The sequence below is a fragment of the Nocardioides marmoriginsengisoli genome (assembly GCF_003725695.1).
In the GTDB taxonomy this organism is placed as follows: domain Bacteria; phylum Actinomycetota; class Actinomycetes; order Propionibacteriales; family Nocardioidaceae; genus Marmoricola; species Marmoricola marmoriginsengisoli.
In genome coordinates this window covers 456778-482838 of sequence record NZ_RJSE01000003.1, presented here as the reverse complement: position 1 = coordinate 482838, position 26061 = coordinate 456778, and the positions used below count along the sequence as shown (strand labels likewise).

The 26061-nt window shown below is 70.8% G+C and carries 24 protein-coding genes; 14 read left to right on the top strand and 10 right to left on the bottom strand.

Features of this window, described 5'->3' with window-relative positions:
• Positions 1-37 precede the first annotated feature (37 nt).
• The 3 genes from ilvC to EFK50_RS04315 all read left to right on the top strand — a co-directional run bounded on the left by ilvC (position 38) and on the right by EFK50_RS04315 (position 3301).
• Entirely contained in the window at positions 38-1063 is a 1026-nt protein-coding gene (gene ilvC, locus EFK50_RS04325) for a ketol-acid reductoisomerase (protein WP_123226301.1), read from the top strand.
• A 183-nt stretch (positions 1064-1246) separates the two neighbouring features.
• Positions 1247-2743 carry a zinc-binding metallopeptidase family protein gene (locus EFK50_RS04320; protein WP_123226300.1) on the top strand — a complete coding sequence of 499 codons (1497 nt, stop codon included), beginning with the start codon at positions 1247-1249 and terminating at the stop codon, positions 2741-2743.
• Positions 2744-2818: 75 nt separating this feature from the next.
• Complete coding sequence (locus EFK50_RS04315) at positions 2819-3301, top strand: nuclear transport factor 2 family protein (protein WP_123226299.1); 483 nt, start codon at positions 2819-2821, stop codon at positions 3299-3301.
• A gap of 53 nt (positions 3302-3354) precedes the next feature.
• On the opposite strand, the gene EFK50_RS04310 is transcribed toward EFK50_RS04315, so the two are convergent.
• Together EFK50_RS04310 and EFK50_RS04305 are read right to left on the bottom strand one after the other, a co-directional pair.
• Positions 3355-4161: an ABC transporter permease gene (locus tag EFK50_RS04310; protein ID WP_123226298.1), complete on the bottom strand. Its 807-nt coding sequence runs from the start codon at positions 4159-4161 to the stop codon at positions 3355-3357.
• The gene (locus EFK50_RS04305) at positions 4158-5078 is read right to left on the bottom strand and encodes an ABC transporter ATP-binding protein (RefSeq protein WP_123226297.1); all 921 of its coding nucleotides are present in this window, start codon (positions 5076-5078) and stop codon (positions 4158-4160) included. The genes EFK50_RS04310 and EFK50_RS04305 overlap by 4 nt, the downstream gene beginning before the upstream one ends.
• A 123-nt stretch (positions 5079-5201) precedes the next feature.
• Between EFK50_RS04305 and EFK50_RS04300 the strand changes: the two genes are divergently transcribed.
• Both EFK50_RS04300 and argG read left to right on the top strand, forming a co-directional pair.
• A complete protein-coding gene (locus EFK50_RS04300; RefSeq protein WP_123226296.1) occupies positions 5202-5912 on the top strand; it encodes a DsbA family oxidoreductase in 711 nt (236 codons plus the stop codon).
• A gap of 49 nt (positions 5913-5961) precedes the next feature.
• Complete coding sequence (argG, locus tag EFK50_RS04295; RefSeq protein WP_123226295.1) at positions 5962-7392, top strand: argininosuccinate synthase; 1431 nt, start codon at positions 5962-5964, stop codon at positions 7390-7392.
• Between the two features lie 4 nt (positions 7393-7396).
• Here the strand turns inward: argG and EFK50_RS04290 are convergent, their stop codons facing one another.
• Positions 7397-7960 (bottom strand): hypothetical protein, encoded by a 564-nt coding sequence (locus EFK50_RS04290; RefSeq protein ID WP_123226294.1) that lies wholly within the window; start codon positions 7958-7960, stop codon positions 7397-7399.
• Between the two features lie 236 nt (positions 7961-8196).
• Here EFK50_RS04290 and serA point away from each other — a divergent pair, with 236 nt between their 5' ends.
• The 3 genes from serA to EFK50_RS04275 all read left to right on the top strand — a co-directional run bounded on the left by serA (position 8197) and on the right by EFK50_RS04275 (position 12224).
• Positions 8197-9786, top strand: coding sequence for a phosphoglycerate dehydrogenase (serA, locus tag EFK50_RS04285; RefSeq protein ID WP_123226293.1), 1590 nt, complete (start codon positions 8197-8199; stop codon positions 9784-9786).
• A gap of 168 nt (positions 9787-9954) precedes the next feature.
• Positions 9955-11202 (top strand): glycoside hydrolase family 16 protein, encoded by a 1248-nt coding sequence (locus EFK50_RS04280; RefSeq protein ID WP_123226292.1) that lies wholly within the window; start codon positions 9955-9957, stop codon positions 11200-11202.
• A 125-nt stretch (positions 11203-11327) separates the two neighbouring features.
• Positions 11328-12224 carry a glycoside hydrolase family 16 protein gene (locus EFK50_RS04275; protein ID WP_123226291.1) on the top strand — a complete coding sequence of 299 codons (897 nt, stop codon included), beginning with the start codon at positions 11328-11330 and terminating at the stop codon, positions 12222-12224.
• A gap of 16 nt (positions 12225-12240) precedes the next feature.
• Here the strand turns inward: EFK50_RS04275 and yczR are convergent, their stop codons facing one another.
• Positions 12241-13674 carry a MocR-like transcription factor YczR gene (yczR, locus tag EFK50_RS04270; protein WP_123226290.1) on the bottom strand — a complete coding sequence of 478 codons (1434 nt, stop codon included), beginning with the start codon at positions 13672-13674 and terminating at the stop codon, positions 12241-12243.
• 149 nt (positions 13675-13823) lie between these two features.
• Here yczR and yczE point away from each other — a divergent pair, with 149 nt between their 5' ends.
• Positions 13824-14519, top strand: a complete 696-nt coding sequence (gene yczE / locus EFK50_RS22060) for a membrane protein YczE (protein ID WP_183407680.1) — start codon at positions 13824-13826, stop codon at positions 14517-14519.
• On the opposite strand, the gene EFK50_RS04255 is transcribed toward yczE, so the two are convergent.
• Positions 14516-15082, bottom strand: coding sequence for an O-methyltransferase (locus EFK50_RS04255; protein ID WP_123226287.1), 567 nt, complete (start codon positions 15080-15082; stop codon positions 14516-14518). The genes yczE and EFK50_RS04255 overlap by 4 nt on opposite strands.
• Before the next feature lie 403 nt (positions 15083-15485).
• On the opposite strand from EFK50_RS04255, the gene EFK50_RS04250 reads away from it, so the two are divergent.
• Together EFK50_RS04250 and EFK50_RS04245 are read left to right on the top strand one after the other, a co-directional pair.
• Positions 15486-16577, top strand: a complete 1092-nt coding sequence (locus EFK50_RS04250; RefSeq protein WP_123226286.1) for a 3-isopropylmalate dehydrogenase — start codon at positions 15486-15488, stop codon at positions 16575-16577.
• 122 nt (positions 16578-16699) lie between these two features.
• The gene (locus EFK50_RS04245; protein ID WP_123226285.1) at positions 16700-17782 is read left to right on the top strand and encodes a branched-chain amino acid aminotransferase; all 1083 of its coding nucleotides are present in this window, start codon (positions 16700-16702) and stop codon (positions 17780-17782) included.
• Between the two features lie 57 nt (positions 17783-17839).
• Here the strand turns inward: EFK50_RS04245 and EFK50_RS04240 are convergent, their stop codons facing one another.
• A complete protein-coding gene (locus tag EFK50_RS04240; RefSeq protein WP_246004051.1) occupies positions 17840-18661 on the bottom strand; it encodes a patatin-like phospholipase family protein in 822 nt (273 codons plus the stop codon).
• Between the two features lie 194 nt (positions 18662-18855).
• Between EFK50_RS04240 and cimA the strand changes: the two genes are divergently transcribed.
• Entirely contained in the window at positions 18856-20430 is a 1575-nt protein-coding gene (gene cimA, locus EFK50_RS04235; RefSeq protein ID WP_123226283.1) for a citramalate synthase, read from the top strand.
• Here the strand turns inward: cimA and EFK50_RS04230 are convergent.
• Positions 20410-21021 (bottom strand): TetR/AcrR family transcriptional regulator, encoded by a 612-nt coding sequence (locus EFK50_RS04230; RefSeq protein WP_123226614.1) that lies wholly within the window; start codon positions 21019-21021, stop codon positions 20410-20412. The two genes, cimA and EFK50_RS04230, sit on opposite strands and share 21 nt — an antisense overlap.
• A 254-nt stretch (positions 21022-21275) precedes the next feature.
• On the opposite strand from EFK50_RS04230, the gene EFK50_RS04225 reads away from it, so the two are divergent.
• Positions 21276-21818, top strand: coding sequence for an NAD(P)H-dependent oxidoreductase (locus tag EFK50_RS04225; protein ID WP_123226282.1), 543 nt, complete (start codon positions 21276-21278; stop codon positions 21816-21818).
• 39 nt (positions 21819-21857) lie between these two features.
• On the top strand, positions 21858-23255 hold the full coding sequence (locus EFK50_RS04220) for an amidase (protein ID WP_123226281.1): 1398 nt from the start codon (positions 21858-21860) through the stop codon (positions 23253-23255).
• Positions 23256-23374: 119 nt separating this feature from the next.
• Here the strand turns inward: EFK50_RS04220 and EFK50_RS04215 are convergent, their stop codons facing one another.
• The 3 genes from EFK50_RS04215 to EFK50_RS04205 all read right to left on the bottom strand — a co-directional run bounded on the left by EFK50_RS04215 (position 23375) and on the right by EFK50_RS04205 (position 26042).
• A complete protein-coding gene (locus EFK50_RS04215; protein WP_123226280.1) occupies positions 23375-24646 on the bottom strand; it encodes an HNH endonuclease signature motif containing protein in 1272 nt (423 codons plus the stop codon).
• Positions 24647-24717: 71 nt separating this feature from the next.
• Positions 24718-25113, bottom strand: coding sequence for a hypothetical protein (locus EFK50_RS04210; protein WP_148046046.1), 396 nt, complete (start codon positions 25111-25113; stop codon positions 24718-24720).
• A gap of 32 nt (positions 25114-25145) precedes the next feature.
• Entirely contained in the window at positions 25146-26042 is an 897-nt protein-coding gene (locus EFK50_RS04205; protein WP_123226278.1) for a 3-methyladenine DNA glycosylase, read from the bottom strand.
• Positions 26043-26061 lie beyond the last annotated feature (19 nt).

The following is a 26061-nucleotide window of genomic DNA, read 5'->3' as shown; positions in this document are numbered from 1 at the left end:
GCTCAACCACCGAGAATCAATCAGAAGGAGAGCCCCCGTGGCTGAAATTTTCTACGACGACGACGCCGACCTCGCCCTGATCCAGGGCAAGCAGGTCGCAGTGATCGGGTACGGCAGCCAGGGCCACGCCCACGCGCTGAACCTCCGTGACTCCGGCGTCGACGTCCGGGTCGGCCTGAAGGAAGGCTCCAAGAGCATCGCCAAGGCCGAGGAGGAGGGCCTGCGCGTCCTCCCCGTCGCCGAGGCGGTCCAGGAGGCCGACGTCGTCGTCATCCTCGCCCCCGACCAGTTCCAGCGGCACATCTACGCCGAGTCGATCGAGCCGCACATCGCGGCCGGCGACACCCTCGTCTTCGGCCACGGCTTCAACGTGCGCTTCGGCTACATCCAGGCCCCCGAGGGCGTCGACGTCATCCTGGTCGCCCCGAAGGCCCCGGGTCACACGGTCCGTCGCGAGTACGTCGCCGGCCGCGGCATCCCGGACATCATCGCCGTCGAGCAGGACGCCTCGGGCAACGCCTGGGAGCTCGCGAAGTCCTACGCCAAGGCCATCGGCGGCACCCGCGCCGGCGTCATCAAGACCACCTTCACCGAGGAGACCGAGACCGACCTGTTCGGTGAGCAGGCCGTCCTCTGCGGTGGTGTCTCGCACCTCGTCCAGGCCGGGTTCGAGACCCTGACCGAGGCCGGCTACCAGCCGGAGATCGCCTACTTCGAGGTCCTCCACGAGCTGAAGCTGATCGTCGACCTGATGTGGGAGGGCGGCATCGCCAAGCAGCGCTGGTCGGTCTCCGACACCGCCGAGTACGGCGACTACGTCTCCGGCCCGCGCGTGGTGACCCCCGAGGTCAAGGCCAGCATGAAGTCGATCCTCGATGACATCCAGAGCGGTGCGTTCGCGACCCGGTTCATCGCCGACCAGGACAACGGCGGTGCCGAGTTCCTCAAGCTCCGCGAGGAGGAGGCGCAGCACTCCATCGAGGCCACCGGCCGCGCGCTGCGCTCGCACTTCTCGTGGAAGCAGGAAGACAAGGACTACACCGAGGGCTCGGCCGCACGCTGACAGCGGAGCGTCCGCGGCGTTGTTCGGCCCTCGACGGCCGCTTCGCTCTAAGGCCGCATTCGGGCCTCCGCCTTGCGGCCGCACGCGCTGTCAACGTGCGGGCACGCTGACCCCCGCAAGCTCATCCCGCGGCCCCGGACCGGAAACGGTCCGGGGCCGCGGTGCTTTCCCTAGGGTGGGCCCGTGACCTCTCCCTCCCTCTCCCGTCGCGGCCTGATCACCGCGGCCGGCCTCGGCGCCGGCGTCGCCCTGACCCCGGCCTGGATGGCCGACGCCGCCCGCTCGGCGGCGGTGGACGCCGACACGCTCTGGCGGTGGAACCACCTGCTGGCCGACGGCGGACCGCGGCTCACCGGGAACGCCGCGCACCGGCACTTCGTCGACTGGCTGGCGGCGAAGTTCGCCCGGACCGGGCTCAAGGTGCACCGGGACCGGCACACCTTCACCCGGTGGGCGCCGCGGCGCTGGAGCCTGACCGTCGCCGGCGAGCCCATCGACGTCGCCTACTACTTCCCGTACTCCGGCGAGACCCCGCCCGGGGGAGTCACCGGCAAGCTCGTCCACCTCGGACTGAGCCCGACGAACGCGGTGGCATGGGGCGTCGCCCGGGGCAAGATCGCCGTCGTCGAGGTCGCCTCGCCGCAGCTGCCGATCGGCGCCGCCTTCCCCTCCACGGGACACTTCCCGCCGGCCGCGAAGCAGCCGCTGCTGGCGCCGGCACCGTCGATCACCGACATCGCGGTGGCCCCGCTGCTGGAGCTCGCCCACCGGGCGGGCGTCCTCGGCGTGGTCTGCATCCGGACCGGCGTCAGCGACGCCCTGGCCAAGGACCAGTACAGCCCGTTCACGACCGGCCACCAGGGCTGCCCGGCGCTCTGGGTCGGGCCGACCGCGGGGAAGCGGCTCCGGACGCTGGCCCGTGCCGGGGCGAGGGCCACGCTCACCCTCGACGCCCAGCTGATCCCGAACGCCGCCACCGACACGATCTGGGCGGTGCTCCCGGGCAGCGATCCCCGGGAGGCGGTCGTGGTGAACACCCACACCGACGGGCCCAACGTGGCCGAGGAGAACGGCGGGCTCGGCCTGCTGGCGCTGGCGCGCGAGTTCTCCCGGGTGCCGCGGTCGCGTCGCCGCCGGTCACTGATCTTCGTGGCGACGACCGGGCACTTCCAGATCCCGCAGCTGAGCACCGGGGCCCTCCTCGCCCAGTCCGCGAGCCGCTGGATCGCCGACCACCCGGAGCTGCTCGACGGCCGGTCCCGGAAGACGGTCGCCGCCCTCACGCTGGAGCACCTCGGCTGTCGGGAGTGGGCCGACGACCCGCGCCTGAACCGGTACCGGGCGACCGGGCTGAACGACGTCGGGTTCTGCTACACCAGCAACAACCGGATGCGGCGGCTCTACCTGCGCAACGCCGCCGGCACCGCGAACCGGCGTACCTTCACGGTGGCACCGCCGCCGGCGCTGTACTTCGGTGAGGGGCACGACTTCTACAAGAAGCGGATCGCCACGATGTCGTTGATCCCGGCCCCGTCGTACCTGGTCGCGGCGCCGCGCAACGGTGCCATCGAGAAGCTCGACAAGCACCTGATGCTGGGTCAGGTCCGCACCTTCGCCAAGGTGATCCGATCGCTCGACGAGCTCAGCGCCCGGCAGATCGGGACCTCCACCGGGCTCTGACCGCCCTGACTGAAGGGGCCTTCAATCCTGCGCGAACACTGGCCCCAGAACTAGAACAAGTTCTAGAGTCACTCCATGGACCTCATCGCGATCGAAGAGATCAAGCGCCTCAAGTACCGCTACTTCCGCACCCTCGACCTGAAGATGTGGGACGAGTTCGGCGACTGCCTGGCCGAGGACGTCAGCGCCCGGTACGGGACCCAGGCGATGGACAAGCCGCTGCACTACGACAACCGCGCCGACGTGGTGGCCTTCATGTCCGAGAACCTCGGCCCCGGGATCGTCACCATCCACATCGCCAACCACCCCGAGATCGACGTCGACGGGGACACCGCCACCGGATCGTGGGCCTTCGAGGACACCGTGATCGTCCCCGACTTCAAGATGACGATCCGCGGCGGCGGCTACTACCTGGACGAGTACCGCCGGGACGCCGACGGATCGTGGCGGATCAGCGCGACGAAGTACGAGCGGATCTACGAGTCGATGACCTCGCTCGAGGACACCCCCAGCTTCAAGCTGATCGCGAACCGCTGGGACCCGTCCCTCCAGCACTGACGCAGACGTGTGCCTGAGCGCGTCACGAGTGACGCGCCCAGGCACACGATCGGCTACTTGACCTCGGAGCGGGTCACGACCCGGAGGCCCAGGGCCAGCGGGATCGCCAGCCAGATCAGGCCGGTCACTCCCAGGTGCGCCCACTCGGCGGCACTCGGGTCTCCGTTGAAGAGCGCGCCCTGGGCGTAGTTGAAGTCGACCCACGGCCAGACGTCCTCGAACCAGGACTGGGCATTCGCGAGCACCATGAACAGCGTCGGCAGCACGAACGAGATCACGAAGTAGCCGACGATCGCCGCGGGCGAGTTGCGCAGCACCACGCCGAGCATGAACCCGGCGAGCATCCCGAGGGCGTTGGCGAGCACGATCAGGGCGAAGTCCAGCAGCGACAGGTCCCAGACCGTGTCCACGCCGGCGATCGCCGAGCCGATCACGTTGCCGATCGCGCCGACGGCGAGCGCCAGCAGCATCGAGGTGACCGCGACCGTCAGGGTGGCGAGCACCTTCGCGCCGATCACCCGGCCGCGGTGCGGAACGAGGGTGAACGTGGTCAATCCGCTGCGCTGGCTCCACTCGCTGGTGACCGACAGGATCGCCACCATCGGCAGGATCACGGCCATCGGGAAGCCGATCGCCGCGGAGAAGGCCTCCTGGGTCAGCTCGTCGTTCGGTGCGAACAGCAGCGTCGCGCCGGTGGCGAGCACGGCGGCGATACCGATGCTGGCCATCAGCCAGAACCCGGACCGGGTGTTGAACATCTTGGAGATCTCGACGCCGACGATCCTCGACATCGGGATCGGGTCGACCGTGTGCGGCGCGTGGGCCGCGTGGGCCGGGCGCTCCAGGGTTGCGGTGCTCATGCTGCGCTCTTCTCTGTGGGGGCGGTGCCGGACTCTCGTTGGGTGGCGGCGGTGAGCTCGAGGAACATCTCCTCCAGCCCGGCGCCGTCGGCGGACCGGAGCTCGACCAGCGGGACGCCGGCCGCCAGGGCGACCTCGCCGACCTGGCCCGGATCGGCGTCGGTGCGGATCGTGCCGTCGGTGCCGAGCGTGCAGGCCACGCCGGCGACCTCGAGGGCGTGCGCGAGATCCCGCGCCCGCGGCGTCCGTACGACGGTCCCGGCGGCCGCGAGCAGCTCGCTCTTGGTGCCCTGGGCGACGATCCGGCCGTTGCCGATCACCACCAGGTCGTCCGCGACGACCTCGATCTCGTGCAGCAGGTGCGAGGAGAGCAGCACCGTGCCGCCCTGGTCCGCGTAGTCGCGGAGCAGGTCGCGCATCCAGCGGATGCCGGCCGGGTCCAGTCCGTTGGCCGGCTCGTCGAGGATCAGGACCTCGGGGTCGCCGATCAGCGCGGTGGCGATGCCCAGCCGCTGACGCATGCCGAGCGAGTAGTTCCGGACCCGGCGCTCGGCCTCGTCATCGGTGAGGCTGACCCGGTGCAGCAGCTCGTCGACCCGGCCCTTCGGCAGGCCCATCGTGCGCTGGGCGATGCCGAGGATCTCCCGGCCGGTGCGCCCGGCGTGCTGTGCCGAGGCGTCCAGCAGGACGCCGACCTCGAGGCCGGGGTTCGGCAGGTCGGCGAACGGCCGCCCCTTGATCGTCGCGGAACCGGTCGTCGGCTGGGTGAGCCCGACCATCATCCGCATCGTGGTGGACTTCCCGGCGCCGTTCGGCCCGAGGAACCCGGTGACTCGTCCGGCCCGTGCGGTGAACGAGACGTCGTGGACGGCGGTGAAGCCGCTGTAGGTCTTCGTGAGTGCTTCGACGGTGATCATGACCCGAACTCTCGTTCCCGGAGCCCTGCCCGCACATCGGGGAGAACACCCGAGACGCCCCTGAGATCACCCCGGGGGACCTCAGGGTCGGAACATTCCGGGCGGGCCGGTGGTTGACCCGGCATGCGTATCGAGATCTGGAGCGACGTCGTCTGTCCGTGGTGCTATATCGGGAAGCGCCGGTTGGAGAAGGCCCTGGGGTCGTTCCCCGGCAAGGAGGATGTGGAGATCGTCTGGCGCTCGTTCCAGCTCGACCCGTCCGCGCCGGCGATCCCGGTCGAGACCGTCGCCGAATCCCTCGGCCGCAAGTACGGCGGGGGAGTCGAGGGCGGCAAGCAGATGATCGATCGCGTCGAGGCGGTCGCCGCCGAGGAGGGCCTGCTCTTCCGGCACCACGCGTCCCTGCGGGTGAGCACCGTCGACGCGCACCGGGTACTGCACCTGGCGCTCGAGACCGGTGGCCCCGAGCTGCAGGGTCGCCTCAAGGAGGCGCTGCTGGCGGCGTACTTCATCGAGACCGAGAACGTCGCCGACCACGACACCCTGGCCCGGATCGCCGTCGCCGCTGGTCTCGACGAGGCCCGGGTGCGGGCGGTGCTGGCGACCGACGAGTACGCCGACGCGGTCGAGGCCGATGTCCGGGAGGCGGCCGCGCTCGGCGCCACCGGCGTGCCGTTCTACGTGGTCGACCGCAAGTACGGGATCTCCGGTGCGCAGTCGCCCGAGGTCTTCGCCGACGTGCTCGAGAAGGCCTGGAACGAAGCGCACCCGAAGCTCGACCTGGTCGGAGGCGGGGACGCGGACGCCTGCGGCCCGGACGGCTGCGCGATCTGATCCCACTCCGGGTTTTGCATGGTCATGCATGATGATGCATACTTCTCGGGTGTCCAAAGTTCTCACCAGCCTCCCGACCGGCGAGCGCGTCGGCATCGCCTTCTCCGGGGGTCTCGACACCTCGGTAGCCGTCGCCTGGATGCGGGACAAGGGCGCGATCCCGTGCACCTACACCGCTGACATCGGCCAGTACGACGAGCCCGACATCGACTCGGTCCCCGACCGCGCCAAGCAGTACGGCGCCGAGATCGCCCGGGCCGTCGACATCAAGCCGCAGCTGGTCGAGGAGGGCCTGGCCGCACTCGCCTGCGGGGCCTTCCACATCCGCTCGGGGGCGAAGGCGTACTTCAACACGACCCCCCTGGGCCGCGCGGTCACCGGCACGATGCTGGTGCGGGCGATGCAGTCCGACGACGTCAACATCTGGGGCGACGGGTCGACGTACAAGGGCAACGACATCGAGCGGTTCTACCGCTACGGCCTGATGGCCAACCCGGAGCTGCGGATCTACAAGCCGTGGCTGGACGCGGACTTCGTCAACGAGCTCGGCGGCCGGCACGAGATGAGCCAGTGGCTGCTCGCGCACGGGCTGCCCTACCGCGACTCGGTGGAGAAGGCGTACTCGACCGACGCCAACATCTGGGGCGCCACTCACGAGGCCAAGACGCTCGAGCACCTCGACGTCTCGCTGGAGACCGTCGAGCCGATCATGGGCGTGAAGTTCTGGGATCCCGCGGTCGCGATCGAGACCGAGGACGTCTCGATCAGCTTCGAGGCCGGGCGCCCGGTGGCGATCAACGGCAAGCGGTACGACGACGCCGTGGCCCTGGTCCTGGAGGCCAATGCGATCGGCGGCCGGCACGGTCTCGGCATGTCCGACCAGATCGAGAACCGGATCATCGAGGCCAAGTCCCGCGGCATCTACGAGGCGCCCGGGATGGCGCTGCTGTTCGCGGCGTACGAGCGGTTGCTCAACGCCATCCACAACGAGGACACCCTCGCCAACTACCACCTCGAGGGCCGCAAGCTCGGCCGCCTGCTCTACGAGGGCCGCTGGCTGGACCCGCAGGCGCTGATGCTGCGGGAGTCGATCCAGCGGTGGATCGCCTCGCTGGTCACCGGGACCGTCACCCTGCGGCTGCGCCGTGGCGACGACTACACGATCGTCGCGACCGAGGGCCCGCACTTCTCGTACCACCCCGACAAGCTCTCGATGGAGCGCGTCGAGAACGCCGCGTTCGGCCCGACCGACCGGATCGGCCAGTTGACCATGCGCAACCTGGACATCGCCGACAGCCGCGCGAAGCTGGAGCTCTACGCCAACCAGCCGCTCGACCAGGGCACGGTGCTGGTCGAGAACGGCACCCTGTTCGGGGAGCTCCCGGCCGGCGGCTTCGACCAGATCGCGATCAGCGCCGAGGTCGACCCGGACGTCGAGGCGGCCGTGGACGAGGCCGCGATGGAGCTCGGCACCGACTGAACCCCTACCGGGCGGCGATCGGGGTGCCGTCCCAGCGCAGGGCCCAGGCGTTGTCGACCCGGACCATCGCGACCTGGGCGGCGTACGGGCGCCGGCCGTCCTGGTCGACCAGGGTCCCGCGCAGGTACGCCGTGGCCTCGCGCCCGTGGCGGTGGACGGCGGAGACGTGCAGCCGGCGGATCCGCGCTCCCGGGTCGTCGTCGACCATGGCGACGCACGCCTGGTCGTGCCGGACGCCGGTCGTCAGCAAGGCCGCCGGCGTACAGGCGCCGGCATGTCCGGCCTCGGCCCGGACCAGGAGGGTGACCGCCTGCTTGGCGGCCTTCGCGACGCTGCCGTTCAGGTGCCGCTGGTAGATCGCGACGCTCCCGTAGGCCAGGACGCCGACCAGGAGCACCACCCCGGCGACGGCGGCCGCTGCCACCAGCGGACGCCCGAAGGCGACGACCTGGGTGTCCCCGACCGAGAGGCCGCTGGCCGGCTCGGTGACCGGGGTGTCGCAGGCCAGGCAGAAGGTGCCGGTACGGGGGAGGGTGGCGCCGCAGTGGGCGCACAGGTGTTCTTCCACCCCAGCACCTTCGCACCGGCACCGGCCCGGATCGGCACCGTTCAGCGTATTTTCAGCGCGCTCCTACGAGGTTCTTCGGCTGCCAAGGCGACCGCGAGGCGCGGCACCGATTCGGGTAAGGTGGAGGTCTGGGCACAGCGTCGTGCACGGCGACCTCTCGACAGCACCCGGCAGCAACGCGACCGGGGCAGGTCGGTCGCCCCTCACCTGCCGGCATCTCGAACCCAAGGATCATCGTGAGCAAGCCCGTCGTCCTCATCGCTGAAGAGCTCAGCCCCGCCACCGTCGAGGCTCTCGGGCCCGACTTCGAGATCCGGAACTGCAACGGGGCGGACCGCGCCGAGCTGCTGCCGGCGATCGCCGACGTGGACGCCGTCCTGGTCCGATCGGCCACCCAGATCGACGCCGAGGCGCTGGCCGCGGCCACCCGGCTCAAGATCGTCGCGCGCGCCGGTGTCGGTCTCGACAACGTCGACGTCAAGGCGGCGACCCAGGCCGGCGTGATGGTCGTGAACGCCCCGACCTCCAACATCGTCAGCGCCGCCGAGCTCGCGGTCGCCCTGATGCTCGCCGCCGCGCGGCACGTCTCGCCGGCGCACGCCGCCCTGCGCAACGGCGAGTGGAAGCGCTCCAAGTACACCGGCATCGAGCTCTACGAGAAGACCGCCGGCATCGTCGGCCTCGGCCGGATCGGCGTCCTGGTCGCCCAGCGGCTCTCCGCCTTCGGCATGAACGTGATCGCCTACGACCCCTACGTGCAGGCCGGCCGGGCCGCCCAGATGGGTGTCCGGATGGTCTCGCTGGAGGAGCTGCTCGCCGAGGCGGACTTCATGAGCGTGCACCTGCCGAAGACCCCCGAGACGGTGGGCCTGATCGGCGCCGAGCAGCTCAAGGCCGCCAAGTCGAGCCTGGTGCTCGTCAACGCCGCCCGCGGCGGCATCGTCGACGAGGCCGCCCTGTACGACGCCCTGAAGACCGGGGAGATCGCCGCGGCCGGGCTGGACGTCTTCGCGAAGGAGCCCTGCACCGACTCGCCGCTCTTCGAGCTGGAGAACGTGGTCGCCACCCCGCACCTGGGCGCCTCCACCGACGAGGCCCAGGAGAAGGCCGGCATCGCCGTCGCCAAGTCGGTCCGGCTCGCCCTGAGCGGCGAGCTCGTCCCCGACGCGGTCAACGTCCAGGGCGGCGTGATCGCCGAGGACGTCCGCCCGGGCATCCCGCTGACCGAGAAGCTCGGCCGGATCTTCACCTCGCTGGCCGGCGAGGTCGCCCAGTCGATCGACGTCGAGGTGCGCGGTGAGATCACCGAGTTCGACGTCAAGGTCCTCGAGCTCGCGGCCCTCAAGGGCGTCTTCGCGGACATCGTCGAGGAGCAGGTGTCCTACGTGAACGCGCCGCTGCTCGCTGCCGAGCGCGGCACGGCCGTCCGCCTGGTCACCGACCCGGAGAGCCCGGACCACCGCAACCTGATCACCATCCGCGGCACGCTCGCGGACGGCACCCAGTTCTCGGTCTCCGGCACCCTGGTCGGCATCAACCAGCGCGAGCGCCTGGTCGAGGTCAACGGCTTCCTGGTCGACCTGGAGCCGACCGACCACCTGGCCTTCTTCCGCTACGAGGACCGTCCCGGGATGGTCGGCACGGTCGGCCAGATCCTCGGCGACGCCGGTGTGAACATCGCGGGCATGCAGGTGGCCCGGGACGCCAAGGGCGGCAAGGCGCTGGTCGCGCTCTCGGTCGACTCCGCGGTGCCCGGCGACGTCCTGGAGCAGATCCGTTCGGCGATCGACGCCGAGACCGTTCGCGGGGTGGATCTCACCGAGTAGACCGGTCGCATCGAATTCGGGGCAATGTCTCCCGGGCCGTCATGGACTGGGATACATTGCCCCGAATCGTTGTCCCGGACTGTCCGGAATACACGTTTGATGCACCTTCTCTCGGGATCGGCCCGGCTGCACCCCGGATCGATGCCACCAACGACCCGTGGGGGACCTGTGTCACTACGCACGCGCATCCAAGCCGGGGCAGCCTTCGGGGCAGCCGCAGCCGTCGTCGCCAGCCTCGCGACCATCGCACCGGTCGCCTCGGCGCAGCCGGTCGTGACCATGCGTGACACCACCACCAGCGCGAGCAGCAGCACCTCGCCGGCGCGGGTCGCCGCGCTGCGGCCGGCCACGAAGGCCGGCCAGGCCGCCGGTCGCAAGGCGGGCGCCGCCGCCGGCGCCAAGGCGGGCCGGGCAGCCGGTGCCAAGGCGGGCGGAGCGCGCGGCGCGAAGGCGGGTGAGGCCGCCGGCCGGAAGGCTGGTGCTCTCGCCGGCGCGAAGGCGGGTCGCAAGGCGGGTGCGAAGCTCAGCTCCAGCCTCGGCGTGAAGGCCGGCACCAAGGCGGGCACCAAGGCGGGCCGGAAGGTCGGCCGGAAGGCCGGTGCCAAGGCGGGCGCGGCGGCCGGGCACCGGGCCGGGAAGGCTGCCGCCGCGAATACCCCCAACTGCGGCGTGAACACCTACCGCAAGCCGGACGGCACTCCCTGGAAGTGCACGTTCGCCGACAACTTCAGCGGTGACTCCCTGGACACCAGGCTGTGGCGCGTGATGACCAGCGACGAGTTCGCGTTCGGCGTCCGCAAGGACTGCTTCATGAACAGCCCGAAGAACGTCTCCGTCTCCGGCGGCGTGCTGAACCTGGTTGCCCGCCGGGAGTCGAGCCCGGTGAGCTGCGCCCGCGGCCGCGGCACCTTCGTGACGCCGTACAGCTCCGGCATGGTCAGCACCTACCAGAAGTGGGAGCAGGCCTTCGGCCGCTTCGAGTTCCGGGCCAAGTTCCCCTACACCGAGGAACGCGGCGTGCAGACCTCGCTGTGGCTCTGGCCCGCCGATGCCTCCGGCGCGGTCTGGCCGATCACCGGCGAGATCGACGTGGCCGAGTGGTACAGCCAGTGGCCGGACCGGGTGATCCCGTTCCTGCACTACGTCGGCCTGAACGACAGCAAGGCGACCAACAAGGAGTGCTACGTCGACCGGGTCCAGGACTGGCACACCTACCTGCTGGAGTGGTACCCGGGCACCATCAGGATCAGCTACGACGGCCAGACCTGCCTGCTGAACGACACGCTCTCGTCGCCGTTCGACAAGCCGTTCTTCATGGCGATGTTCGGCGGCTTCGGCCTGGCCAGGAACGCGCCCACCGCGGCCACCCCGGCCGTCAACCGGTCGCAGTTCGCCTGGGTCCGCGCCTGGTCCTGAGTCAGATTTCCGTTGGCCGTATGGCTATGCAATCTGACTGATTTGCGCTACTTTTTACCCTAATTGTGGGATCGGACCGGTTGCACCCGGGTCGACTCGCGTCGCTGAGTGGGGAGGAACGGCTCATGCATGCTCGCGTCCTGAAGCGGGTTCGTGGTCTGGCGGCAGTGGTGGTCCTGGGGCTCGGAACGGCGCTGCTGGCGACCGCCCAGCTGTCTCCGGCGGAGGCCAAGCTTCCCGCCAAGGCGGTTGCCGGTCCCTGCGGTACGGCGGTGGTGCTCAAGGCCGACGGAACGCCGTGGACCTGCACCTTCGGCGACGACTTCACCGGGTCCACGCTGGATACCTCGAAGTGGTTCATCCAGACCACCGCGAACAGCGCGTACAACTCCGGCGGCGCCTGCTACACCGACACCAAGCAGAACGTCACCCAGTCGATGGGCAGCCTGAAGCTGGTCGCGCGCAAGGTCTTCAAGGCCTTCGTCTGCGCCAGCCCGACCGGCAGCTATCTCACCAACTACACCGCCGGCACCGTCAGCACCTTCAACCGCTTCGCCCAGGCGTACGGCCGGTTCGAGGTGCGGGCGAAGTTCCCCTCGGGCCGACTCCCCGGCCTGCAGTCGGCGATCTGGATGTACCCGCAGGAGAACACCCAGCCGTGGCCGTACAACGGTGAGATCGACATCGCCGAGTGGTACAGCCAGTACCCGGACCGGGTGATCCCGTTCCTGCACTACGGCTCGTCCTACATGGACCCGAACGCGACCAACACCAACTGCAAGGTCGCCAACGTCAGCGGCGCCTGGCACACCTACCTGCTGGAGTGGACGCCGCAGGCGATCAAGATCAGCTACGACGGCAAGGTCTGCCTGACCAACACCGCGGTCGCCGGCCAGTACCCGTTCAACAAGGCCTACATGCTGGTGCTCAGCCAGATGCTCGGCACCGGGTCCAACGCGGTGACCTCGCGCACCCAATTGCCGGCGACGACGCAGATCGACTACGTGCGCGTCTGGCAGTAGGCCCGGATCTAGGGATCTAGGCCACCAGCGACGGCGCCTTCCGGCGGAGGGTGCCCGGGTCGGCGAGCGTCTGCTCCCAGGCGACCGCCAGCCGGGAGATGGCGTCGGTCAGCACGTGCGCCGGCTGGGTGTAGGGGAGGCGCAGGAACCGGTCGAGCCCGCCCTCGGGGGCGAAGCTCGGGCCGGGCGCCAGCAGCACGTCCTGGGCGGCCGCCCGCGGCACCAGCGCGGAGGAGTGCGGAGCGGGCAGCTCGCACCACAGGTTCAGGCCGCCTGACGGGGGCCGCACCTTCCAGTCCGGCAGGTGCTCGCGGAGCGCCTCCAGTGCCGCGTCCCGCGAGGCGCGCAGCTGGGCGCGGCGGTGCTCGATCAGGCCGGCGTGGTTCCGCAGCAGGTCGGTGCCGACGAGCTGCTCGAGGAGCGGGGCGCCCAGGTCGAGGCTGAGCCGGGCGCGGAACACGTCGTCCATCAGTGCCCGGGGCGCGCGCAGCCAGCCGACCCGGATCCCGCCCCAGAACGGCTTGCTGAGCGACCCGACGGTGATCGATCCGGGCAGGTAGGAGCCGAACGGTGCCGGCATCGACTGGCCGTCGAGCGGCAGCTCGACCATGGACTCGTCGATGATCGGGGTGGTGCCGACGGCCGCGAAGGCGGCGGCGACCTTGGCCCGGCTCTCGTCGGAAAGCAGGTGCCCGGTGGGGTTGTGGAAGTCGGGGATCAGGTAGGCGACCTGCGGACGGGTCTGCCGGATGGTGGCGAGCAGGTCCTCGGCGTCCGGGTCCTCGCGGCCCACCGGGCTGCAGGCCAGCCGGGCCCCGGTGTGCTGGAGCGCGGCGATCGCGTTCGGGTACGTCGGGTTCTCGACCAGCGTCCGGGTACCGCGTCCGATCAGGGCGCGGGAGGCGATCGCCATCCCGGACTGGGCGCCCGGCACGATCATGATCTGCTCCGGCGCGGTCGCCAGGCCGCGCTCGGTGAACCGGTCGGCGACCGCCTCCCGGAGCACCTGCAGGCCGGAGGGGTAGTAGCCGGTGCTGGCCAGGTAGCCGGGCAGGTCCGCGACGGCGCGCTCGTAGGCGGCCAGGATCCCCGGGCCCGGCACCGGGGAGGCGCAGGTCAGGTCGATCTTCCCGGCGGGCAGGTCGCCGGGCGGCAGCAGGTGGTCGCTGCGCAGCCCGCGAGAGGCCGGCAGGCTGGCGACGCTGCCGGAGCCCTGGCGGGAGGTCAGGAAGCCGTGGTCGCGGAGCTCGGCGTACGCGCGCGTGACGGTGGTCCGGCTGACGCCGAGGGCATCGGTGAGCTCGCGCTCGCTGGGCAGCCGGACGCCGACCGGGAGCCGACCATCGGTGATCAGCACCCGGAGGCCCTCGGCCAGTCCGCGGTAGGCCGGTTCGCGGTCGAAGTCGCCGACCAGGGCGGCGACGCGGGCGGCGGCTATGACCTGGCTCATACAGACCAGTGAAGCACGATTGGCTATTTAGAACCAGACCAATTAGCGGGAGAGTACTTCCATGCCCGCCTTTGACTACTCCCGGATGGGAACCCCGCCCCTCGGCCGCCGGCCACGTCGTCGTCTCACCCTCGACTCGCTGCTGCGCCGTGCCGGTCTCCGCTGACGCGACCCCGCGCCAGCTGGCCCGGCTCGGCCCGATCGAGCAGCTCCGCGCGGGCCGGCTGACCCGTCGGCTCGTCCAGCTCGCCCTCGGCCTGGCGCTCTACGGCTTGACCCTGGCGATGATCCTGCGCGCCGCGATCGGGAACGCGCCGTGGGACGTCCTGCACCAGGGCATGGCGAAGCACCTGCCGCTCTCGATCGGCGAGGCGGTGATCGTGATGAGCCTGGTGGTGCTGCTCCTCTGGATCCCGATCAAGGAGCTGCCCGGCCTCGGCACGATCGCGAACGCGTTCCTGGTCGGCCTCTCCGCCGACGTAGCGCTGAGCCTGCTCAGCACCCCGGACTCGTACGTCGTCCGGATCGTGATGCTGCTCGCCGGCGTCCTGCTCAACGGCGTGGCGACGGCGCTGTACATCGGCTCGCAGTTCGGCCCCGGTCCCCGGGACGGCCTGATGACCGGGCTGCACCGCCGTACCGGCGTCTCGATCCGGCTGGTGCGCACCGGGCTGGAGGTGAGCGTCGTCGTGATCGGGTTCCTGATGGGCGGCGTCGTCGGCGTCGGGACGCTGATCTACACCCTGGCGATCGGGCCGATGGTGCAGGCGATGCTGCCGTACGCGATCGTCGAGCTGCCGGCCCGGGACACCGGTCCCGTCCTGCGTGCGGTGCCGAGCGACTAGTTCTTCGTAGCGATCAGCACGGAGGCGTCCGGCGCGACCATCACCTCGACGGCGGTGAACCGGTCGTCGGAGAGCCAGGTCTCCCGGAGCGTGTCGACCCGCCCCATCGTGACCGGCGGCCAGGTGTCGCACGGCGTGAAGTCGTCCATCACCACGATGCCGCCGGGTTCGACCAGGTCGGCCACCGCGTCGACGCCGGCGTCCTCGGGGGAGGACGGGTCCAGGAAGAGCAGCGAGTACGGGCCCTTGTTGAGCAGCGTCGACCAGTTCGCGGCGAGCACCTCGACCTGCGGGTCGTCGTCGAAGATCACCTGAGCGGCCACGGCGAGCTTCTCGTCCAGCTCGGCGGAGAGGATCATCGAGCCGGGGCGCGCGCCCGAGCGGAGCCAGGCGGTCCCGACCCCGCAACCGGTGCCGAACTCCGCCATCGTGCCGTTGCGGGTGGCGGCGAGCGCGGCCAGCAGCCGCCCGGTCTCGTTGCGGCAGAAGGAGACGTAGCCGGCCCGGCGGGAGACGTCGAACGCGCGCGCCACGATGGCCGGTACGTCGGGGGGAGCGCTCATGCCGGAAGTCTTTCAAAAGCACCGTCGCATTCCACATCGCGGCCCGAAGTCTCGAATCGTGGGACGTCCTGGTTAATTCCCGTTCACCCCGGCGCCAGTCGATCTATCCTCGATTCACCATGCGGAGCCTGTTCGTATCCATTCGCCGCCGTGGCGGGGCCTAACTCGTAGGCCACCTCGCCGCGGAGTTCGGCGTACCCGTGCCACCAGGCCTACGACTTCCACTCCGCGAGCGAATCGAGCACCACCATGTACGAGATGCATTTCCAGCACGGCACGGCACCCGAATGGGGACCTGCGAAGCACGACCCCGACAGCCCCGCCTCGCTGGCGGCGCTGCAAGCCGCTCTTGACCTGCGAGACAACGGCGGCCCGCGCCCCGACGACAACTAACCTCGTCGCCATGCCTACCGAAGAGAACCAGTCGCTGAAGCTCGCCGTCATCCCCGGAGACGGGATCGGCACCGAAGTGACTGCCGAAGCCCTCAAGGTGCTCGAGCAGGTGACCGCGTCCAGCGTCGCCGGCGGTGCGAAGTTCGAGCCGACCCGCTACGACCTGGGGGCCGAGCGCTACCTGGCCACCGGCGAGGTGCTTCCGGACTCGGTGCTGGCGGAGATCCGCAACCACGACGTGATCCTGCTCGGTGCTGTCGGCGGCAAGCCGAACGACCCGAACCTGCCGCCGGGCATCCTCGAGCGCGGCCTGCTGCTGCGCCTGCGGTTCGAGCTCGACCACTACGTGAACCTGCGCCCGTCCCGGATCTTCCCGGGATCGGTCTCCCCGCTGGCCCCGCACATCCTCGAGAAGGGCGAGGTCGACTTCGTCGTCGTCCGCGAGGGCACCGAGGGTCCGTACACCGGCAACGGCGGCGCGCTCCGCGTCGGTACGCCGGCCGAGGTCGCCACCGAGGTCTCGGTGAACACCGCGTTCGGTGTCGAGCGGGTCGTCCGGGACGCGTTCGCGCGGGCCCAGCGCCGCCCGCGCCAGAAGCTCACCCTGGTCCACAAGACCAACGTGCTGGTCAACGCCGGCTCGGTCTGGTGGCGGCTGTTCCAGGAGGTCGCCGCGGAGTACCCCGAGGTGACCACCGACTACATGCACATCGACGCCGCGATGATCCACATGACGACCGACCCGGGCCGTTTCGACGTGATCGTCACCGACAACCTGTTCGGCGACATCATCACCGACCTCGCTGCCGCCGTGACTGGTGGTATCGGCCTGGCGGCGAGCGGCAACGTGAACCCGGACCGGACCGCGCCGTCGATGTTCGAGCCGGTGCACGGTTCGGCGCCCGACATCGCGGGTCAGGCCAAGGCCGACCCGACCGCGGCGATCCTCTCGGTCTCGCTGATGCTCGACCACCTCGGCCTGACCGAGGCGGCGCGGACGGTCGAGGACGCGGTGATCGCCGACCTCGCCTCCCGCGAGCCCGGTGCGGCGCTGAGCACGCCCGAGATCGGCGACCGGATCGCCGCCCGAGTAGCCGGCTGAGCTGCGCGGCGGCACCTGCCTGACCAGGCCGGGCCCGGGACGCAGCTCAGGGAGCTTTCTCGGCGGTTAACAGCCACTCACCCCTGTTCTGCAATTCCGATCCAGAGAGATAACGTGAACTCATGACCCTCGACATCTCGATCGTCCCCTCGGCGAACCCGCGCACCGCCGCGCAGGTGGCTGAGATCCTGGCCGACCCCGGCTTCGGGACGTACTTCACCGATCACATGTTCACCGTCGAGTGGACGCCCGAGAAGGGCTGGCACGACGCCCGGATCACTGCGTACGGGCCGCTCACCCTCGACCCCGCGACCGCGGTCCTGCACTACGCGCAGGAGACCTTCGAGGGGATGAAGGCCTACCGGCACGAGGACGGCTCGGTCTGGACGTTCCGGCCCGACCAGAACGCCGAGCGGATGAAGCGGTCCTCGCACCGGCTCGCGCTGCCGGTCCTCGAGCCCGAGGACTTCGTGCAGGCGGTGGACGCGCTCGTCGCGGTCGACCAGCGCTGGGTGCCGGAGGCCGGGTCCGAGAAGAGCCTCTACATCCGCCCGTTCATGATCGCCACCGAGGCGTTCCTGGGCGTGCGGCCCTCGCAGCACGTCACCTTCATGGTGATCGCCTCGCCCGCCGGCGCCTACTTCAAGGGCGGGATCAAGCCGCTCACGCTCTGGCTCACCGAGGAGTACACCCGGGCGGGCCGCGGCGGGATGGGGGCCGCCAAGACCGGCGGCAACTACGCCAGCTCGCTGGTGGCGCAGCAGGAGGCGACCGCCCAGGGCTGCGACCAGGTGGTCTTCCTCGACGGTGCCGAGGGCAAGTACGTCGAGGAGCTCGGCGGGATGAACATGTACTTCGTGTTCGCCGACGGCCGGATCGTCACCCCGGCGACCGGGACCATCCTCGAGGGCATCACCCGGTCCGCGATCATCGAGCTCGCCCACCAGTCCGGTCACAAGGTCGAGGAGCGGCTCTTCTCGATCGACGAGTGGCGCGAGGGCGTCGCGTCCGGGGAGATCACCGAGGTCTTCGCCTGCGGCACCGCGGCCGTGGTGACCCCGGTCGGCACCCTGAAATGGGAGGGCGGCGAGGTCCAGGGCTCCACCGAGACCGGCCCGCTCACCCAGCAGATCCGCCAGAGCCTCATCGACATCCAGTACGGCCGCTCCGCCGATGAGTTCCACTGGATGCACCGCGTCCTGTAGTCGTTGAACAGGCCCTAGCTGTCGATTGAGGCGGGCGTTGGTGCGCCGAGTCGGCGACTAGGCCCAGATCGGGGCGAGCTCTTCGGCGATCAGGGTTCCCTGCCGCAACCCGGTCTCCGCGCTGGCGCGGCGCCGGGACGGGTCCAGGGCATTGGTCCCCATCGCCTTGCCGGCGATCGCGTCCGGGCTGATCACGTGCGTCCGGCTCGCGCCGGTGCGCTCGAGCTGCCGGGCGACGGACTGGTCGCGGGAGACCGCCAGCGTCGTGGGAGCCAGGACGACGACCGTGTCGGCACCCTCCGCGAGGTCGGCGTTGGTCGCGGACCGGGCGCCGCCGTCGACGTACGTCGTCCCGCCGATCCGCACCGGCGGCCACACCAGCGGCACCGCGCAGCTGGCGGCCACGGCGTCCAGGACGCTGACGCCCGAGGTGCGGTCGAAGACGGTGAACTCGCCCCGGTCGACGTCGACCGCGGTGATCCGCAGGTCGCGCTCCGGCCACTCCGGCTCGCCGATCCGCGACCGGATCACCGCGAGGCGGGCATCGGCCGGCTCCGGGTGCGCGGCCAGCGCCGCCTTGCCGACCTTCCGCCACTTCGCTGACTGCTCGCCGCGCCGGGCCAGCATCACGCCGAGCTTGAGCAGCGTCGTCGGGCCGAGCTTGGCGGCCAGCTCGCCGTCGGCGGGTCGCAACTGGTCGTCGTACGCCGCGTCCAGGGGGCCGGTGGTGATCCGGGTGCCGACGACCGATCCGGCCGACGTACCGATCACCAGATCGGCCGCGGTCAGGTCGACGCCCGAGCGTCGCAGGCCCTCAAGGACGCCGAGCTCCCAGGCGACGCCGGTAACGCCACCCCCGCCGAGGACGAGTGCTCGCATCACGTGGGGTGTCCTTCTCAGATCGGCGGGCTTCGTGTCCGCGCCGCTCGAGGATGTGGCAGACTCGAAGCGTGCACGCAGCAAGCATCATTATCGTCTAGCGCGTCAGGCCGCACTCAGAAACCAGGCCTGTCGCGCCAACCTCTCGTCCCCGCGGGAGGTTTTTTGTTTGTCACCACACAGAGGACCCGAAGATGAGCACCCCGGACACCTTCCACGTCTACGACACCACCCTGCGCGACGGCGCGCAGCAGGAGGGCCTGAACCTGTCGGTGGCGGACAAGCTGGCGATCGCGCGGCACATCGACGGGCTCGGCGTCGGCTTCATCGAGGGCGGCTGGCCGGGCGCCAACCCCAAGGACACCGAGTTCTTCGCCAAGGCGCGCGAGGAGCTGAAGCTGCAGAACGCGCAGCTGGCCGCATTCGGGGCCACCCGCCGGGCGGGGATCAAGGCCGCGGACGACCCGCTGATCGCCGCGCTGCGCGACTCCGGCGCGGGGGTGGTCACCCTGGTGGCGAAGTCGCACGACCGGCACGTCGAGCTCGCGCTGCGGACCACGCTGGAGGAGAACCTCGCGATGGTCCGCGACACCGTCAGCCACCTCCGCGCGGAAGGGCAGCGGGTCTTCGTGGACGCTGAGCACTTCTTCAACGGCTACCGGGAGAACCGGGCGTACGCGCTCGAGGTGCTGAACGTGGCGTTCGAGGCCGGCGCCGACGTGGTCGCGCTCTGCGACACCAACGGCGGCATGCTGCCGAACTGGGTCAGCGACGTGGTCGACGACGTGCTGTCCAGCACCTCGGGACGGATCGGCATCCACGCCCACAACGACACCGGGTGCGCGGTCGCGAACAGCCTGGCCGCGGTGGAGGCGGGCGCGTCGCACGTCCAGGGCTGCATCAACGGGTACGGCGAGCGCACCGGCAACGCGGACCTGATCAACGTCGTCGCCAACCTGGAGCTCAAGCTGGACCGTCAGGTGCTCCCGGCCGGGCTGCTCCGCGACGCGACCCGGATCGCGCACGCCGTCGCCGAGGTCACCAACGTGCCGCCGTCCTCGCGCCAGCCGTACGTCGGCGTCTCGGCCTTCGCGCACAAGGCGGGCCTGCACGCGAGCGCGATCAAGGTGGACCCGAACCTCTACCAGCACATGGATCCGGAGGGCATCGGCAACGACATGCGACTGCTGGTCTCGGACATGGCCGGCCGGGCCTCGATCGAGCTGAAGGGGCGCGAGCTCGGCTTCGAGCTGGGCAAGGACGTGATCGTCGAGGTCACCGCGAAGGTCAAGGAGCTGGAGCAGCGCGGCTACACCTTCGACGCGGCCGACGCGTCGTTCGAGCTGCTGCTCGCCGAGGCCGTCGAGGGTTCCCGGCCGTCGTACTTCGAGGTCGAGTCCTGGCGGGTGATCACCGATTCGGCGCCGGGGGAGGAGGCCGGGTCCGAGGCCACCGTGAAGCTGATGGCCGGCGGAGACCGCCTGGTCGTGACCGGTGAGGGCAACGGCCCGGTCAACGCCCTCGACCACGCGCTGCGCCGGGCGATCCAGCAGCTGTACCCGGAGATCGTGAAGTTCGAGCTGATCGACTACAAGGTGCGGATCGTGGACCAGGGCCACGGCACCGACGCGATCACCCGGGTGCTGATCGAGACCTCGGACGGCGAGTCGTCGTGGGTCACCGTCGGCGTCGGCCACAACGTGATCGAGGCGTCCTGGGAGGCGCTGGTCGACGGGTTGGCGTTCGGGCTACGGCGTCACGGGGCCTGAGACGACCCGGCCGACCAGGTCCTCCCAGCCGGCGACGATCCGCTCGACGTCCATCTGCTCGATGTTCACCTGCTGCCGCAGGATCGGGACCTCCAGCGGCGCCAGCAGCGCGGTCGCAAGCAGCGCGATGTCGCCGCGCACGCCGAGCTGACCGAGCAGGTAGCGCACGTGCGTTGCGGTGAACGAGTACGCCGCATAGCTGCGACCGGTATCCGCCCCGGAGGCCGCGAGCAGCAGGTCCGCGTTGGCCAGGTTCGAGGTCAGCCGAGCGCGTCCGAACGCGATCAGCCGCTCGTACGGCGGTGCGTCCGGTCCGAGCGGCGGCGGCCCGCTGATCACCGACGCCTGGAACGCCGCCTCGGACTCGTCGAGCAGGCGCGCCATCAGGCCGGCTCGGTTGCCGAACCGCCGGAAGACGGTGCCCTTGCCGACGCCGGCGGCCTCGGCCACGGCGTCCATCGTCACGGCCTCGACGCCGCAGCTGTCGACCAGCCGCGCGGCCGCGCACATCAGCGCGTCCCGGTTGCGGGCGGCGTCCCGGCGCTCCGGCACGGGCTGGCCGAGGATCGGTAGCAGCTCCGGCTCGGTCATGGCCGACACCCTAGGCCGACTCCGCCGCCAGCGCAGCCAGGATTCCGTGCGAGCTGCCGAACAGGTGCCTGGCGGTGCTGCCGGGCGGCCGCACCGTCGTCCCCGAGGACCAGCCGGAGGCGTTCCTCCGCGCCCGGGTGCAGGCCGGCTCTGCCGCGGGTCTCGAAATGTCCGGAATAGCCGCGGAATAGAAACGGACCCTGGTCCGGTTATGACTCCTGATGCTCGTCCCCTCACACCACCAGGAGCCAGTCATGACCCGTGTAGCCGTCCTCGTCGGGAGCCTTCGCACCGACAGCGTGAACCGCCAGATCGCCGAGTCGCTGCGGGCGCAGGCCCCGGCCGACGTCCAGATCGACATCGTCGAAGGTCTCGGCGACGTCCCGTTCTACAACGAAGACATCGACGCCGACGCACCCCCGGCCGCCGCCACGTCCGTCCGCGAGCAGGTCGCTGCTGCCGACCGCGTGCTCGTCGTCACCCCGGAGTACAACGCCACCATGCCGGCCGTGCTGAACAACGCGATCGACTGGCTCTCCCGCCCGTACGGCGCCGGTGCCCTGGTGGGCAAGCCGTTCGGCGTACTCGGTGTCACCCCGACGCCGTACGGCGGCAAGTGGGCGCACGAGCACGCCCGGCTGTCGGCGACCATCGCCGGGGCCGTGGTGGTCGAGGACGTCACCGTCTCGCAGACCTCGATCGACGTCGACGTGCTGAACGACGCCGAGGTGCAGGGGCGGCTGCGCGGAGCGCTGGAGACCCTGGTCGCCTACGTGCCGGAGCCGTCGGCGGCCTGAGGCCTGCTCGCGGAAGCGGCGACGCGCTAGCGTCGACCCGTGAGCGAGCTCCACGACCTGACCGCCCTCGAGCAGGGCGCGGCCGTCAAGGCCGGCGACACCTCGTCGGCCGAGCTGGTCGAGCACTACCTCGAACGCGCCGAGCGACTCAACGGGTCGCTCGGCGCGTTCGTCACGCTCACCCCCGAGCGCGCCCGTGACCAGGCCCGTGCGGGCGGCGGTGACGGACCGCTGGCGGGGGTGCCGACGGCGATCAAGGACCTCAACGCCACCGCCGGGGTGCGCACCATGTTCGGGTCGGTCCTGCTCGCCGACAACGTCCCCGAGGTGAGCGACGAAGTGGTGCTGCGGATCGAGGCGGCCGGCCTGGTCAGCCTCGGCAAGACGAACACCCCGGAGTTCGGATCGCCTTGCTACACCGAGTCGGCGGTCGCACCCCCGGCGGTCACCCCGTGGGACCCGACCCGGATGGCCGGCGGGTCCAGCGGTGGAGCGGCGTCGGCGGTGGCCGGCGGGCTGGTACCGGTCGCCCAGGGATCGGACGGTGGCGGGTCGATCAGGATCCCGGCGAGCTGCTGCGGCCTGGTCGGACTGAAGCCGACCCGCGGCCGGATCTCCGGAGCTCCGCTGTACGGCGAGATCACCGGGCTGGCGACGGCGGGTCCGCTGGCGCGCACGGTGCGGGACGCGGCGGCGCTGCTGGACGTGATGGCCGGGCGTGCCGTCGGCGACCCGTTCTGGGCTCCCGCCGAGCAGCGCTCCTTCCTGGCCGCGTGCGAGGACGACCCCGGCCGGCTGCGGGTGGCCCGGTTCAGCGCGCCGGTGATCGCCGACGCCGAGGTGGACCCGGAGTGCGTGGCCGCCTGGGAGGACGCAAGCCGGTTGCTGGAGTCGCTGGGGCACGAGGTCGTCGACATCGAGCCGCCGATGCCACGAGACGCGGTGCCGACGTTCGAGACCTGCTGGGCGGTCCTGACCGGTCTCTCTACCGTCGGTCTGGACGAGGAGGCCCGGTCGCGGTTGCAGCCGCTGACTCGGTGGCTCGGTGAGCGCGGTGAACGAGTCTCCGGACCCGAGTTCGGCTTGGCGCTGGGGGAGCTGCGCCGGATCGCCGCCCGGACGCTGACGGCGTTGGCGTCGTACGACGTGGTGCTGACGCCCACGCTGGCCCAGCTGCCGTTGCCGGTCGGAGCGTTGCGCAACGACGAGGACCCGGCCGCGGACTTCGAGGCGCAGAAGCGGTTCACTCCGTGGACGTCGATGTGGAACGTCACCGGCAGCACCGCCGTGTCGTTGCCGCTGCACCAGAGCGCCGGCGGACTGCCGGTCGGCGTGATGCTGGCCGCGGCGCCGGGACGTGAGGCGCTGCTGCTCGCGCTGGCGGCCCAGGTCGAAGCGGCGGATCCCTGGATCGGTCGGGTCCCGCCGGTCTGGTGAGGCAGGCTCCGGGTCGGCCACGTGGTCGAGAGCAGAGTGGGGCCACGATCGGGCCGCCGGTGATCGACGAGATCGTCTCGCTTGATGAGCGGCGTGCTGGCGGGCTCTCCTGAGCCGGCCTAGGTCCGCCGGCTGAAGGTGACCCTCCCGGAGGGATCGCTCTTGAGCTGGTAGCGACCGTCGTGCGCGAGGGTGTGGTGCCGCGGACAGAGCAGCATCCCGTTGCGCACGCTGGTGCAACCGCCCTTCGCCCAGGGCGTCGGGTGGTGCGCATGGCACATCCCGGGCGGCCAGTCGCACCCGGCGGCGTTGCAGCCCTTGTCGCGGAGCGCGAGAGCGTGCCGTTGTGCTCCGGTGTGGAACCGGGTCTTGCGGCCGAGATCGAGGGGCTGGGACGGCGAGCCGAGCACTGCCGGGATCAGCCCTGCTTCGCAGGCGAGTCGGCGGGCCTCGGACGCCGAGATCGCGGCACCGGTGTCGAGAACCGCGGCCCGCTGGCTTCCGCCGATCAGGTTCTCCATGCTCATCGTGACCACGACGGTGGCGGCGAGACCGCCGGCCTGCGGGGTGTCGTCGGGCGAGCGGGTCTCGACGTACTCGGTGAAGGCCTGGCCGAGCCGCAATGGCCGGGCAACCCGGGGACGGGTCGCGGAAGTCGCCCGGGAAGCCTGGTGCCGTGGCGCTGCGATGGCGGTCAGGTGCTTCTCCAGGATCTCGCCGGCGAGGACGGGGATCTTGAATCGGCCGACCATCGACCCCTGTCCGTCGGGGTGCATCACGAAGGTCGCAGCTGCCGCGGCGACCTGCTCCTCGCGCTCGAGAACCGCCTGCTCGTGCGCCTCGGCGACCTCTGGAGCGATCACGTCGAGGATCTTGCGGCCGAGGACGCGCAGCTCCCGCGGGTCGTGGTGCTCGGCAAGCGCGACCATGTGGCGCTCGGCGTCGGCACGGAGCTGGTGGGGGACCAGGTCGTGGGGGAGTGCTTCGACGGAGCTGAGGATGACCGCCGCCTGGTCCACCGAGACGGCCCCCGCGGACATCGCCGCGGCGGTGGGTTCGTGGGCGCTGTCGTCGAGCTGCTCCGCAAGCGCGACCGCCCGGTGCGCGGCCGGCTTGGTCGTCCGGGTGGTGGTGGCCCACCAGCCCGCGGTGTTCGCCGAGCCGACGGCGTCACCGACCTGGTGCCGGTCCGCCGCGCGCAGCAGCTGCAGCTCGAAGGCGTCGTACTGGTTCTTGAAGCGGGCGGCTCTGCTGAGCAGATCGCGGAGATCGTCCGGGGAGTGCGTCCACGCCGGCACATCGGTGCCTTCGGCCAGGGCCGCGTCCAGAGCGTCGAGCATCCGCGCATGAGGGTGCGTCGGAGGCTGGTCGTCGACGGATCCCGAACTCATGCGACGACCCTAGAACCAACCCCCGACACGTAGTTCCGGAACTCCTTGACGTACCGCCCGCCCGGAATCGACTACTGCGGTGCCGGCTTCACCAGGGTGATGGTGACGACCCGGCTGACGCCACGGGCGTGGGTACGGCCCCGGGGCTTGAGCACCCGCAGCTTGAGCGTGCCGCTCCCGGCGACCGTCGGCGTGAAGCCGAACCGTGACCGCGCGCTGAGCTTCTGCGTCCTGATCGTCTTCCAGGCACCCCGCACGTAGGCCTGCAGGGAGACCGACCTGCCCGCAGCCCCGGGACGTACGCTGCCTGTCACCTTGATCGTGGCGCCAGGAGTGGCCGTCCGTGCCGACGTCTTCACGGTCACCACGTACCCGGTCCTTGCCTCGGCCGGCGCAGCCACCGCACCGCCGGCCAGGCCGGCGACCATGATCGACGCCGTCAGCATCGCTCGAACTCGCATCGACATGCCCTTCTCGTAGGTGCGTCGAGCCTACGGGTTCAGGGGCGTGCGTCGGCGTCGGCGGTGGCGATCAGGCGTTCGCACTCCGCGACCAACCTTTGCCGGATCGGCGCCCCTCGCTCGCTGAACCCGCGTTGTGCCGCGACGTACTCGGCCCGGCCCTCGGGCGTCTCGATCGCGACCTGGCTCCACGGCTCACCGTTGGGCTCGAGCGCCAGGCCGGTGAAGTCGTAGGGAGCCGCGCGCATGTCGAGGATGCGGATGTCCCACGCCAGTTCGAATGCATCGGCGACCAGTTCCGACGGGATCAGCGGGGTCAGGCGGAAGGCGTGCTTGTAGAGGTCCATACCCGCGTGCAGGCATCCCGGCTGCTCGAACGCGGCCCGGTCGTCCCGCCCCGGCTGCAGGACGTTCAGCGGGCGTGCCTGCGGGGTGAAGAATCGAAACGCGTCGAAGTGCGAGCAGCCGATCCGGCTCTCCTCGACCACGGCGTCCGTGCCGGTCGCACCGAGGCGCAGGGGAGCCGGGTGCCGGACCTCGTTGCCCGGGGCGTCGCTGCGGTACACCATCGCCCACTCATGCAGGCCGAAGCAGCCGAGGGTCGGCGGCCGCGAGGCGGTGGCGGTCAACAGGGCGTGCAGGTTCTCGATCATCGGGCGCTGCGAGGCGAGGTGGGCCGCGGTGACGGTGCCGCCGGCGTACCCCTTGAGGCCGTCGTACTCCGGCGCCTCGGCCAGCGTGACGCCGTACCCGGGGTGCCAGCGGCGGAGCGCCGCCGGTCGTTGCGCGTAGTAGGTGAAGAGGAAGTCGTGGACCGGGTGGGCCTCGCCGCGGTACCGGCGCTCCAGGTGCGGTTGCACCCGGAGGTCGACCCGGTCCTCGTGCGCCCGGGCGCGCTCCGCCCAGGCGGAACGGGCGAGCACGGTCGATGACACGCCAAGGAGGGTACGTCGG